At 41.9% G+C, this 13218-nt stretch carries 10 protein-coding genes; all 10 read right to left on the bottom strand.

All coding sequences use genetic code 11. The annotated features are described in order from the left end of the window. Window positions 1–87: 87 nt before the first annotated feature. Window positions 88–2046: a type VI secretion system tip protein TssI/VgrG gene (tssI, locus tag EDI28_RS04155; RefSeq protein WP_128782549.1), complete on the bottom strand. Its 1959-nt coding sequence runs from the start codon at window positions 2044–2046 to the stop codon at window positions 88–90. Window positions 2047–2114: 68 nt separating this feature from the next. After that, window positions 2115–2600: an Hcp family type VI secretion system effector gene (locus EDI28_RS04150; protein ID WP_128782548.1), complete on the bottom strand. Its 486-nt coding sequence runs from the start codon at window positions 2598–2600 to the stop codon at window positions 2115–2117. A gap of 210 nt (window positions 2601–2810) precedes the next feature. After that, window positions 2811–5450: a type VI secretion system ATPase TssH gene (tssH, locus tag EDI28_RS04145; RefSeq protein ID WP_128782547.1), complete on the bottom strand. Its 2640-nt coding sequence runs from the start codon at window positions 5448–5450 to the stop codon at window positions 2811–2813. A gap of 33 nt (window positions 5451–5483) precedes the next feature. Continuing rightward, window positions 5484–6470, bottom strand: a complete 987-nt coding sequence (tssG, locus tag EDI28_RS04140) for a type VI secretion system baseplate subunit TssG (RefSeq protein ID WP_164918468.1) — start codon at window positions 6468–6470, stop codon at window positions 5484–5486. Then, window positions 6467–8296: a type VI secretion system baseplate subunit TssF gene (gene tssF / locus EDI28_RS04135; RefSeq protein ID WP_128782545.1), complete on the bottom strand. Its 1830-nt coding sequence runs from the start codon at window positions 8294–8296 to the stop codon at window positions 6467–6469. The genes tssG and tssF overlap by 4 nt, the downstream gene beginning before the upstream one ends. A 2-nt stretch (window positions 8297–8298) precedes the next feature. Continuing rightward, window positions 8299–8772, bottom strand: a complete 474-nt coding sequence (gene tssE, locus EDI28_RS04130) for a type VI secretion system baseplate subunit TssE (RefSeq protein WP_128782544.1) — start codon at window positions 8770–8772, stop codon at window positions 8299–8301. A 20-nt stretch (window positions 8773–8792) separates the two neighbouring features. Then, window positions 8793–9593 (bottom strand): type VI secretion system accessory protein TagJ, encoded by an 801-nt coding sequence (locus tag EDI28_RS04125; protein WP_128782543.1) that lies wholly within the window; start codon window positions 9591–9593, stop codon window positions 8793–8795. A 16-nt stretch (window positions 9594–9609) separates the two neighbouring features. Further along, window positions 9610–11142 carry a type VI secretion system contractile sheath large subunit gene (gene tssC / locus EDI28_RS04120; RefSeq protein ID WP_128782542.1) on the bottom strand — a complete coding sequence of 511 codons (1533 nt, stop codon included), beginning with the start codon at window positions 11140–11142 and terminating at the stop codon, window positions 9610–9612. Between the two features lie 60 nt (window positions 11143–11202). Continuing rightward, window positions 11203–12693 carry a type VI secretion system contractile sheath large subunit gene (gene tssC / locus EDI28_RS04115; RefSeq protein ID WP_128782541.1) on the bottom strand — a complete coding sequence of 497 codons (1491 nt, stop codon included), beginning with the start codon at window positions 12691–12693 and terminating at the stop codon, window positions 11203–11205. Next, complete coding sequence (tssB, locus tag EDI28_RS04110) at window positions 12693–13202, bottom strand: type VI secretion system contractile sheath small subunit (protein ID WP_128782540.1); 510 nt, start codon at window positions 13200–13202, stop codon at window positions 12693–12695. Before tssB ends, tssC (EDI28_RS04115) begins: the two co-directional genes overlap by 1 nt. Window positions 13203–13218: the final 16 nt, after the last annotated feature.

Below are 13218 nucleotides of genomic sequence, written 5' to 3'. Positions count from 1 at the left end.
TCTGAAATTAGCCCGGCACTCCCTACAATTCGAACCCAATTTGCACTTTTCAAACGGCAACAACACTATGCTTTAACGCCACTGAATCTAATTCAGAGCAATCGATCCAGCTTTCAGTGCAATGGTGCTTCCATTCACCTTAATACTTGATCCCTTAATATTTACCGAACCATCACTGGACAAAGTAATTGAGGCTCCACCAGCTTTGAGGACGATCTCCTTACCAGCGTTAATCACTAGTTCCTTAGCAATTTTGGCTTGAAGATTATTGTCGACCTTCAAGGTATAATCATTGGTAACGGTTTGATTGCAGTTATTCTCTACAGTGATTTGGTGGTCATTTTTGATGGTTTGTTGGCTGTTATTCTCAACCACAAATTGATAGTTATTCTTAATTGTCTGCCGATAATCATTTTCGACTAATAACTGTTTGTCGTTATTAACCGTCTGCCGACAGTCATTTTCAATCAGCTGTTGATAATCATTTTCAACCATCAAATGATGATCTTTTTCAGCATGGATAGAGAGCAGTTCATTGCCTTTATCGTCATCAAAACGGATTTCGTTAAAGTTATCCTCAGTTGCTTCTTTAGTTGAACGCGTTTTTACGCCACTTTGTGTTTTTTGGCCTGGCAAGTCATAAGGCGGCATTTGATCGCCGTTATACAATGCCCCGCTGATAATCGGCTGATCCGGGTCTCCATCCAGAAACTCAACTAACACTTCCTGACCGACACGCGGGAAGAAAAAAGCCCCCCACCGATTGCCGGCCCAGTTTTGAGCAACTCGTATCCAACACGAGCTGGTACTATCTGATACCCCTTCACGATCCCAGTGAAATAACACCTTTACACGGCCATATCTATCTATATAGATTTCGTCTCCGTCATCACCAGTGACACAAGCCGTTTGCGCACCATAAATACGTGGTTTTGGCGTTAGTTGTACAGGTCGATATAGCGTTTCCTTTGGAACACAAGAAAACTGATTTAGGATGGTTTGATACGCACTTTTGCTCGATCCCGTCTGGTTAGTGATCGCCACTTCCATATTCGTTTGGGTAATCAGAAAACTCTTGCCTTCAAGCCGACTGTCTTCATGGGATTTAAAAGTAAAGAACTGACCAGCACTAAAACTACGGCAATTACTTGCACCCGAGCAAAGCTCTGTATCTCTCTGAAGAGACTCAAGAGACGCATTAGCAATGTCTTGAGCGCGACTATTAAATTCAGATCCAGCTTGATACTCAAAAACCTCTAATGCAGATTGTTGCGTCACTAAACCCGCATCAGCATGCTCACCAGACAGTTTATCTGTTGGTGTAATGAAGTCATACCCCAGTTTAACACTGCTGCCCGGTGTCACCTCAAGCCCACCAGACCATGCATGAATATGCGCCTCCGATAAACTACCGGTTGTATAAGCGACCTGATTTTCTGCACACTCCCTATAAGCGGTTATATCATCCGCCAAAACAAGATAGTGGTTAGTCTTGTCATGCTTAAAAAAATAGAATATCCCTTCTTGTTCAAGCAAGCGGTTTACAAATGCCAAGTCTGATTCATGGTACTGAACTTTATAATCATATACCGGGTAAGTTTTTTGTAGCTCACTCTGAATTTTCACACCATGTTCTGAAAGTATTGTTTTTACAATATCTTCAACGTTGAGCTGTTGGAATATCCGACAATTGCTGCGCTGAGAAAGAAAAGAAAAACTTGGACTGATATCTAAAATATAATCTTGGTATTTGTCACCTTCCGCTACCGACGGCATTCGACTACCCGTAGAGCGTATTGCCGTAACATAGCCATTAAAAAACCGTTCCGACACGCTACCAGAAAGGTTATACAATAAAGTAATAGTTACAGACTTGCCAATAATATTCTTGGCATCGATTAATTGACCATTTGTATAAACATAAGCTTGAGTAGAAAAAAGCGTAGAAATCCCTTCCTGGATTTCTGCTTTTGTAATGTGTAAAACATCTTTCCCTAATGGGGTGTCAATACGGAGGATGTTTTTATCTTGTGTTGCTTTTTCCATTGTTATCAAGCCAATTTTTAATATTTAAAAACGGGATAGCACCACTATCCCGCAGCACTTTAAAGGGCTTAAGCACCCACACCAGTTTGGCCATTGTACTTATAAACAAATTGTGTCTGATCAAGTACATTTTTATCATCTGAAGGCGTCACAAGCATCTCCATTGCTGTATATGAAATGGTCAATGTTTCAACAGGACGATCATCCTGAATAGACACACTAAAATTTGAAATCATGGCATCTGTAAGTGTGATTTTCATGATTTCTTCAACACCTGGTTTACCTTGCTTGGTTATATAGAAAATTGCAGGTACACCTTGTCCGATGGTTGCTTCTTTAAACAATAATGTAGATGACTTATCCTGAAGTTTAGTAATTGTCATATCATAAAGACGCGCAGCGCTAGCTTCACGGTCATGTGAAGTACCTGTATATGAGGTAATTTCACGGCCTATACTCCAATCAACAGACAAGAGAGTGATCTTACCTGCAAACTTCGCAGCAGTTGCCTCCCCTTGAATCCCATTATAATCCAAATAAGTATTTGATTGCATGCTAATCTCCTAAAGCAGTATTAGTTCCTCTAAAAAGGAACAGTTTATTAAGCCGTCAAGTTTTATTGATATCTTTCAAATCACCAAGTCTCATTTAAATATCACCATGACATATAAATCTCATTTGAATTGGTAAGTATATAAAAATAACAGGTCAAATTATCACATATAAAACCAATTGATATTAATCACGATAAATCGAACTATGAATTACGTCGCATTTAATTTATCAGAACAAACAATTTCATTAAAAACAAATTCATAATTATTATCAACCACATCGACATAAATACTTTTAATCTCTTTCTTTGTGGCAATTAGTTCTAAAATTTCACTTGAGAGGAGAGGTAACAATATATTTTGCAGATTACTTTGAATCGCCCTTGCCCCTGAATTAATATCGCAGCAATGACAATTCAAATAATTTACAACTTGAACAGTATAATTAAAGGAAGCATCATAATGAGATTCGACACGCCTAGCGATACGGCGCAATTGTAAATGAATGATTCGCTCTAAAACATCAGAACTTAACGGTATATAAGGGATAACATTAATCCGCCCCAAAAAGGCCGGTTTGAATTCTTTCAGCATGTCACTTTGTAACGCTTGCTTTAGCCCATCAATTGAAGGGGCTGTATCTTCGTCTTCATGAAGATCCAATGTCGTCTCGGTGCCAACATTTGATGTCATGATAATGATCGTATTTTTAAAGTCGACATCCCGACCTTCACCATCTTTCAGCGTTCCCTTATCAAATACTTGATAGAAAATATCCTGAACACCCGGGTGAGCTTTTTCCATCTCATCAAGCAATACGACACTGTACGGCTTCCGCCTCACTGCTTCAGTGAGAATTCCCCCGTCCCCAAATCCGACATAACCAGGAGGCGACCCAAGTAATAGTGAAACCTTATGCTCTTCTTTGAATTCAGACATATTGATAACAGTGACATTATCTTCACTACCATAAACCTGTTCAGCGAGAGCAAGGGCCGATTCAGTTTTACCAACACCACTTGGGCCTGTCAGTAAAAATACCCCATCAGGTTTACGTTCGTCACCAAGATGCGCACGAGCGGTCTGAACGACATTTGCAATCTGGTCAAGCGCGTGATCTTGCCCGATAACACGCTCTTTCATTCTCTCACCTAAGCTCAAAATCGTCTCGATTTCGTCGCTCTGCATTCGACCTAAAGGTATACCCGTCCAGTCAGAAACAACCTCAGCAACTAACACTTCATCAACCTGAAGAAAAACCATCGGCTCGCTGTTTTCACTCAGTGAGTACTTTATCTCTTGCAGTTGCTGTTTATCTTCATCAGCAATGTCATCGACACCGGAAATCAACTTATGCGACAGCTCCTTTGCTTGCACCACCAAGCCAACTTCATCACGCCACCGGTTTTCAACCTGATTAAGATCGAGATCCGTTTGGCGCAATGTTTCCGTCAGCTTTTTTAATTTGTCGTTATGGTCAGCACCGGTAATATCTTCCCTTTCCAATACTGCTATTTCATCATTGAGCTGTTGATGGTAACGGATTAAATCTTCCATTTTTCCCGGTGTACTCACCTGGCTCATCGCAACCCGAGCACAAGCGGTATCCAGTAAAGCAATGGCTTTATCCGGAAGCTGACGTCCATTAATGTAACGACTCGATAATTTCACCGCTGCCTGTAGAGCCTTGTCAGTGATAGTGACATTATGATGTGCTTCCATCACCGGCAACAAGCCTCGCAACATCACCACGGCGGTCGCTTCATCAGGCTCTTCCACTTTGACCACTTGGAATCGACGGGTAAGTGCAGCATCTTTCTCAAAGTATTTTTTATATTCAGCCCATGTCGTCGCAGCAATCGTACGCAACTCCCCCCGTGCTAACGCGGGTTTCAATAAATTTGCAGCATCATTCTGTCCGGCCTGCCCGCCGCTACCGATTAGGGTATGAGCCTCGTCAATAAATAAGATGATCGGCATTGGGGATACCTTCACCTCTTTAATGATACTTTTCAGGCGGTTTTCAAACTCCCCCTTCATACCTGCACCAGCTTGAAGCAGGGCCAAATCCAACACTCGAATCGAAACCGCCTTCAGAGAATCAGGTATATCTCCTTGAGCAATACGCTGTGCCAAGCCTTCTACAACCGCCGTTTTACCGACACCAGCCTCTCCGGTCAAAATAGGGTTATTCTGTCGCCTGCGGGTCAAGATATCGATCATTTGGCGAATCTCACTATCTCTGCCTAGTATCGGATCGATTTCACCAGCCCGTGCCTGCTCGGTCAGGTCAACAGTGTATTGTGCTAACACTTGTGCAGATCGACTCTCCAGCCCTGTTCCCGTTTCAGCGTTAAGTGGTAATGCCTTAGTTTCATCTGAATTCTGAACGATAGAAGGCCAAACAAAAAGTAACTGTGCAGGATCAATTTTTTCCAGCTGGCTGGCATCGTGGGTCACTAGAGAGACCAGACTTTCATCCTTGAGCAACGCATAAATTAAATGGGCAGTACGTATTTGATCGTCACCGAAATCGATAGTCGCAGCCATCCAGGAAGCGCGCAATAATGTCACGATATGGGGAGATAACCCCGGTGTATTGCTGTTTCCCGTTTTCAGCCTTTCTAGCCCTTGCTGTAACTCATTTTGAAAATCCGGCAAACTTATATCGAAGTGATGCGCAATCACGCATAAGTCTCCCCTCGGCTCATCGATCACAGCCGATAACCAATGCTGGATTTCAACACTGAAATGACTACGGCTATTACATAATGCAGCCCCCGCTTCCAACATCGTTTTACAACTAGGCGATAATTTATCGACTAACGATTTCAACGTCATTGTTGACATGCAACGTTCCTTTATTGAATTAATATACTGAGCTCAACCCACCGGAATGCTGAGCTTTTTATCCATTAAATGGCGACTGATCATCAGTGCGCCCCCCAGACCTAACCCCGGACTGTTATCGGCAAGACTCGCGATAGGAAGATTTCGATATGTCGTTGTTAAACGCCACCTAACCTGGATACAAGAAGGAACATAATGTGCAACGACTTGCTTTAAAATTTGCATCAATCGCCCCTGACTCATCACAGCCCTGGCCATATCACGATTATTGACTTGTAGATCAACCTCAATGGCAGAAGATATATCCCAGACTTTCTGTCCGACAATGGTACTCATGCCCAGTTGCGCATGCTGCCCTTCAGGTTGCACTCGAGAACCAAGTTGGGTCTGGTCAGATTCGTCAAGTACCATCCAACGGCCGACAAATTCTCGGATCTCCACATCACATCCACTTAACAACTCAAGTATCTGACGTAGACTTTGAGTATTTCGGATTGGCATAGCAAGTAATCCACCCAGAAACACATCCAAGTTCTGACTTGCCCCTGTAAGGGCTTTAAGTACATCATCAATAGATGTGTTTTTTCCTGTCAGATAGTATTCATGCTGGATGGGAAATTGATATTTCTCCCACGCTCTATAATTCAAAGTAATTAACCGGTGATTAAACAAATCGAAAAACTCGCGAATAGCAACATCTTTCAATCGAGTTCGTTGCATAACCAATTCGGTGTAATGACGGGGCAAGGCACCACTTGGGCCAGTTAGCCCCATAAAATTAACATATACTTCTAGTCGTTTTATGCCATCATCACCTGTTACATCATTGATTGACTCTATAGCAGATCCCGGGAACCCCAAGTTTTGTGGCACTTTAAAACGAATCCGTTCGTTTTTTGGCAAAGTATCAGACCCTAATTCACTCTCCATAGAGCAACCGGCCAAAAAACGCTGCAACGTATATACGGCGCGATAAAAATCACTTTTATTAATTGCTTTGACTAACCGTTTAATATTCAAAGTAATACTTTTCCTCCAGCACAAGCCGGCCAACGGTGTAACCAATCTGATTGACCACGAATTCGAATGTTTAATCGAGTAAAGCTATTGATCGTCGTAAATTGAGCGAAAAAGTGAGACAAGACGCAACCGAAGAAAAATACATCGGTTCCCGACAGCTCGTTGTTACTAAATTCGAGCTCAATATCAGAGCCATGACAAAACCCCACTCGTCCGTTTTGAACTACTCTGGCATTAACTGGGGTAATCGTCATTGTGGTAATAGCATCAATAAGTACTTTACTTTGCGGTGTCTGCTCAAAGTCATAGAGCTTGAGTGTTTCTTTTAACGTTTGTAAACCATTGTCGCTGGAAAATTGATTCAGTGTTAAATGCTTGGCAAACTGCCAGCGTGTACTTTCTAACAGTTTTGGACGAATAGGGTTTGTTGGAGCGGTTAAGCAGCGAACTTCTTTCAAAGAGTCAGTTCGAAGAACAACACTCATGGCAGGCTGACCTCCGCCATAAGGCAAACGAACGGGTAAGTTCCGGTTGCTACAAAGGGCATTAACCGTCACAAGCCAATGCTCATACTCATCAACCTCAATACACTTTGCATCAGGATCAACTATCGTCAAATAACTATCACACCCCGGTTCATCATGCCCCCCCGCCCAATTCGATTGCTCGCGGCGCAGAGTCCAGAACATTTCATTTTCTGTCAGATAATTTGACTGTCCGCCACCGTAGAAAGGTGATACATCTACACGATTATCGTGTTGGTCAAAGGCCTTCACTTCCCTGATTTGGATTACTTCGCAAATATCCGCCTCGTCATAACGTGGGATCAATTGATGTTCGCTTTGTGTTAATTGCAAAGAAATCGGTTCAAGCTCTTGCTCAAATAGATTAATGATTGGAGTACAGCCTAACAGTATATTTTCGGCAGTTAATTGTTTCGGTAAAAAGTCATCGGTCTCTTCAAAATAGATATATAAATCGATCTCATGCTCGTCGCCGAACCATTCTGGTTCAAGATCTTGCAATTCAAAAAACAAAAATTTTTCTGGAAATAAAAAATGCTCAACCAATAACCGATAACCGCTAAAACTCTGTTTTTGATAAGGTACAACTTCATCCCTATCATCAAAGCCCACACTTGCAATATGACGAGATTGCAAATAATGACTGGCAATTGACTCCCCCCTGGGTGCAATAGATACACCTATCGTCGTTTGAAACAACAATTGGTAGAGTTTATAACTCAACTGAGCTTGCCCATTAAGATAAAACCGAAGATTATTAATACCCAATTCGCTCAATTGGGTATTGTCAAACTCGCAGCTTAATGTCAGTTTCAGTACCGACTTCGCACTTTGTTGAAAATTAGACCTAGGGGCTATAAACGGGGCATTTTCAAAGGTAGCGTGCGTCACTTCTACCGGCCATAACTGTGTATCGTAACTCGTCGTAAAGTGACAAGTCTTAAATCCATCAACACGGCTCTCAACAGCGCTACCCCGAGGGAGCTCAAACCCATTATCATTGATACTCTGCGTGGTCATTTTAATAATAGCCATCGAGGGTATCGTTGCATGATAATCAGGATACATCTGCCCAATCAAACCTTCGGTAAGTTCGGGAAAACTATCATCCAAACAACGGCGGGTTTGCGCTGTCAACAAAGCAAAGCTTTCTATGAGCCTAGATACATGCGGATCTTCCACATGCTCATCACCTAACCGAAGTCTGCCTGCCACTTTGGGATAACGTTTGGCGAAATCAGCCCCCATATGACGGATGAACGCTAATTCACGGTTATAATATTTTAATATTTCATCACTCATAGTTACGACTCACTTATTCGAATGCCTAAACAAACCGGCTCTACTTCCGAATCAAAAATCACTTCTTCCGGTTCCGGAGTTGCATGGAATAATGCATATATTCTCAGCCGCAATATCCGGTCTAGCGGCTGTTCCTCACTAACAACCGTGACCGTCACATCAAGAAACCTAGGCTCAAATTTCCTGATAGTTTCTTCAATAATACGACATAATACTTGTCGCCCATTCGTACTACTTAGCGGCATCGCCGAAAAGTCCGGCAATCCATAAGCAAATATCGAGCAGTCCAACTCTTTGCACCATTTCGGCCAGACAAGCCAACTCACTTTTGCATTCAACAAATTTTCCAAATCACGTCGGACGCTATGGCGCATGTCTTTCCACGTAAAAGGCTGAATAACATCCTTCCCCAGCTCCGGGGAGTCATCAATCAATCGATCGAGTAATGAGGGCAATAGCTGTTGACTTGATTTCATGGCTCCTTACTTCCTCAAATTTACACCAGAGCTACATCTGTAGTGTGCAGGTGATTTATCTGAGAAAGAGCCAACGCATCATCACCAAACAAAAACATTTTCTGACCGACACCAACACAAACATCGGTATCATTCACTGTCAGCCAATCCGTTTCTTTGCCCAGTTTTTGTGCATCAGTATTACTGGCTATATAAGTCATCGGAACAAAAGCTTCACCGCTCAATCCACCTTCGATATCAATTTCGACCTTGCGCCAAATTTGCTCAATCAAAGAGGTGACAGGCTTAAGCTCCAAGCTAATCAATGCGTCAAACGGTACTAAATAATATTGACCATTAGTTCCAAAGACTTCGAGGTAACCAGCTAATGTATCGTCTAAGTCACGCAGCCTTTCGCGTTCTATCTCATTGATAACTATTGCAACATCATTGCGGGCTTCTTCTAATTGCCTCGCACTTTCAACTAACAATCGATCATCATTCTCATTCACCGCCAATCGCAATTTAACCAAAGCAGCAAACGATTCATCGGCCTCCTTTACCAGTGAGGCAGTTGCAGCACCATTTTTAAAGTCTAATCGCGCTTGAGCAGCCCTGATCAACTGCCTTACATTGTTTACGCCAACAAGATACTCAGGGTTCTGTTTTACGAGCACATTTAGCTGCTTATCAGCTTTCTCTAACTGCCCATGAATACACAACACTTCAACAAAGCGGCTACGTAAATCCACATCCTTTGGCCTTTCCTGCAATTGACTCGCGAGATATTCGATAGCTTCCACTAACTTTGCCTGTTGAAGCAAATCATTTAGATTTTTCATATATGTTTCACTCTTATTAACTTAATTTAGGAGAAAGCTCAGTTATCAAACGAATAGTTGAAACCATTTGGTCTAATTGAAAATGTGGCCGAAGATGAATAACCGAATAATAATGCCCTGGTTGCCCGGATTTTTCCTTTATTTGAATGCGTGCTTCATTCAATGGATAACGAGAGGACATTTCATCCGAGACACCATCAGAAGACATTGTGTAATTTAACAGCCATTGCTGAAATTCTCTTTCCAGGCTTTCTGCAGTTGAAAATCCTCCCAGCCTATCTCGTCCCATCACCTTGATATAATGTGCAAACCTTGACACACACATTACGTATTGCAACATTGATGATATTCGTGCATTAACTTGCACTCCCTCCAATTCATGGTTCTCTGGCTGATTCACCGATGAATTACTTAAAAAAACCAAGTTTTCAGTATGTGGAACTGGCGAAACCGGAATAAATCCGCAATCAGAAAGCTGTTTTTCCAGCCGATCTCCAACCTGTAAATCAACAGAGGGTTTGCTCTGCTGAATTCGCCTTGTAGAACTAAAGCCACAGGTCGGAATATTAAAAAGCAGTCCTCTTTTATACTGTCCTGGCTCTTGACCACGGATCTGGCTAAACCAACCGGACGCTGTAAATGCTTTTAAGGCCACAGCGGCAAATCCATAAGCGCCATTCCCCCACAGATGATCTGACTGAGAATCAACAATTTTCTCTTCGAAATAAAATCCTTCTTTACGTGAACCATTTTGTTTGTAAGGTTCGCGCATCAAAATATGTGGAATCGTCAGCCCTAAAAAACGGGCATCTTCCATTTCTCTTAATCTTTGCCAACTTTGATAATCCACTTGCGAAAATTGTGATTGAATATCTGCTACATTTGCAAGTTCAGAATAATAATCAACACCAAACAATGATGGCTCTGCCGCTGTAATAAAAGGGGCAAAAGATGCAGCCGCTGTCTGGCAAATACCTCTTAACGTGTCAACACCATTAAATGGAAGGCCTGATGTTGGTTTATGCGATATTTTGTAGTCACCAATCAACAAACCAAAAGGCTCACCACCAGGCATGTTGAATTCATTATTATAAATCAACTTAAAAAATTCACTCTGATCAAATTCAATCGAACGGTTAATATCGCGATTCAATTCTTTCCATGTAAGATTCAATATCTTGATTTTACAACTCTGCTCACTATCGAATATAGCCAATTGATCAGTTAAATAACATAACCCGCGCCAACTTGCCTCCAACTTTTGAAACACATCATGATGGATAATTGCATTGACTTGATCATTAATTCTGTCATCAAGTGCTTTAATGGAACGTAACAATACAAGGCGAACACTCTCGCGGACATATGAAGACTGACAAAAGTCGTTATTGTCTTTTTCAAGCCAAATTCGTAATGCCCAATAGTCATCACTATTACTCAGAAATTGCTCAATAAGATCTGTTTGGGCATACCATGCTGAATCAGCAGCATTAGTGTTAATGCCTGAATCTAACTGTTCGGTATCTATAAAACGAAGTGTTGATTGCATCAATCCAAAATCCTAAAGAATAGAAAGTTAGCCTACCGCCAACTTTCTGAAATTTTCCTATCAACCAATTTCTGGAATTTTTGCAACCAAACGCAATGACGATGTCAGCTCTTCCATCTGCAACCAAGGGCGAAGCCATGCAATCGCATTATAGGCCCCAGGCTGGCCAGGAATCTCTTTAACATGAACTTTCGCAGCCGCTAATGGGTACTTGGCTCTGATTTCCTGCCCTCCTCCCTCTGACGAATTCACATACGACATGATCCAACGATTTAACCAAGCTTCAACATCATCAGCCTCCACAAAACTGCCTATTTTGTCACGAGCCATTACCTTAAGATAATGTGCAAAGCGTGAGGTGGCCATCATGTAAGGCAAGCGGGAGGAAATTGCCGCATTCGCAGTTGCATCTGGCTCATCATGGATTTTAGGTTTTTGGCAAGTTTGCGCACCGAAGAACACTGCATAATTGGTATTTTTATAATGGCATAAGGGCAAGAAGCCCAATTTACCCAGTTCTGCTTCTCGACGATCAGTAATTCCGATTTCAGTTGGGCATTTTAAATCTGGATCACCATCATCACTGACAAAAACATGTGATGCTAAGTTATCTACACGACCACCACCTTCTGCACCACGAATCGCAGTACAGAAACCGTATTTGGAAAATGCATCGGTTAATCTTGAGCCAAGTACATACGAGGAGTTCATCCAGCAGTAATCTTCATGATCGACATTTATCGCAAGTCCAGATGCAGCGTCAACACTGAATTCCTCATAACGGAATGCTTCGGTCTGCAATGAGTTTTTACCGTAAGGCATACGAGCCAAAACTCGTGGCATAGTTAGAGTAACAAAACGAGAGTCCTCACTTTCTCTAAATGAACGCCACTTAGTGTACTCTATCGATTCAAAGACCTTCTCCAAATCACGAGGCTTACTTAACTCGGCCCAATCATCAAAGCCAAATAACGCCGGAGAGGCGGCTGATAAAAACGGCGAGAAACCTGCGGCTGCCACATTCGACATCAAGCTAAGGGTTTCGATATCTTCCGGATGGTTGGTAAACTCATAGTCACCGATGAGTGCACCATACGGCTCTCCGCCCGGTGTACCAAACTCGGCTTCATAGACTTTTTTAAATACTTGGCTTTGATCAAACTCGACCGCTTTACTCAGATCCTTATGCAGATCTTTTTTAGTCATATTGAGCATTCGGATCTTCAAAGTTTGACCGGTATCTGTATTCATCACAAGGTGATTAACTCCGCGCCAACTACCTTCTAATTTCTGGAATTGTTCATAGTGCATGATTTCCGCAAGTTGAATTGAAATAGCCTTATCCAAAGCCGCTATAGCTTCTCTAAAAGTCACCGTAAGGTTCTTATTCCAACTCACCGTTCCTTTTAGAGCCTCTTCGGTTAATGTACGTAACAACTCTTCGGCACGTGAGCTTTCAGTTTGCTTAGTAGCAAAAATAGCCTGCTCCAATAGTGAACCAGTATTTTCTTCGGTTGCTGCATCAAGGGTCTCAGAAGTTTGCATATTCATTATTTTTTCTCCTTTGTACCTTGATTTAATTCATCCGATAACTTCTGTAAATCATTGGTATTGTTTAAAACCGTCTCTAGCAGATTCTCCAGATCTTCGGAGCGATCAACTTTTGTCATAAGATCCCGAAGCTTATTGCGTGTCTCCATCAACTTTCGTAATGGTTCTACTTGATTAACAATAGCGGCAGGTTCAAAATCCGCCATTGATGAAAACTTAAGAGACACATCCAGCTGGGTATTATCATCAACTAATTTATTATCAACTTTAAATTTCAGTTTCGGATTCATTCGATTTATAACATCATCAAAATTATCCCTATCAATCTGAATAAACCGACGATTTTTAAGTGGCTTTAAACTGTCAACATTTTGTCCGGCGAAATCACCCATTACACCGATAACGAAGGCAAGCTCTTTTTTAACACTCGACCCTTCAGTTTCAACATCATAGGTAATATGCACCCTTGGTTTACGTACCTGTGATAATTTCCCGTGGATACTTCCCATACTATTCTCCATTTTA

Source organism: Photobacterium chitinilyticum, assembly GCF_004104355.1.
GTDB lineage: Bacteria > Pseudomonadota > Gammaproteobacteria > Enterobacterales > Vibrionaceae > Photobacterium > Photobacterium chitinilyticum.
The sequence above is the reverse complement of the archived record's forward strand: the minus strand, read 5'-3'. Positions and strand labels throughout refer to the sequence as shown.

Bases quoted from the DNA above. Each gene is read 5' to 3' on its own strand.
- tssC (WP_128782541.1), bottom strand. From the start codon at position 12,693: ATGAATATGCAAACTTCTGAGACCCTTGATGCAGCAACCGAAGAAAAT.
- tssI (WP_128782549.1), bottom strand. From the start codon at position 2,046: ATGGAAAAAGCAACACAAGATAAAAACATCCTCCGTATTGACACCCCA.
- tssB (WP_128782540.1), bottom strand. From the start codon at position 13,202: ATGGGAAGTATCCACGGGAAATTATCACAGGTACGTAAACCAAGGGTG.
- tssF (WP_128782545.1), bottom strand. From the start codon at position 8,296: ATGAGTGATGAAATATTAAAATATTATAACCGTGAATTAGCGTTCATC.
- tssC (WP_128782542.1), bottom strand. From the start codon at position 11,142: ATGCAATCAACACTTCGTTTTATAGATACCGAACAGTTAGATTCAGGC.
- EDI28_RS04125 (WP_128782543.1), bottom strand. From the start codon at position 9,593: ATGAAAAATCTAAATGATTTGCTTCAACAGGCAAAGTTAGTGGAAGCT.
- tssE (WP_128782544.1), bottom strand. From the start codon at position 8,772: ATGAAATCAAGTCAACAGCTATTGCCCTCATTACTCGATCGATTGATT.
- EDI28_RS04150 (WP_128782548.1), bottom strand. From the start codon at position 2,600: ATGCAATCAAATACTTATTTGGATTATAATGGGATTCAAGGGGAGGCA.
- tssH (WP_128782547.1), bottom strand. From the start codon at position 5,450: ATGTCAACAATGACGTTGAAATCGTTAGTCGATAAATTATCGCCTAGT.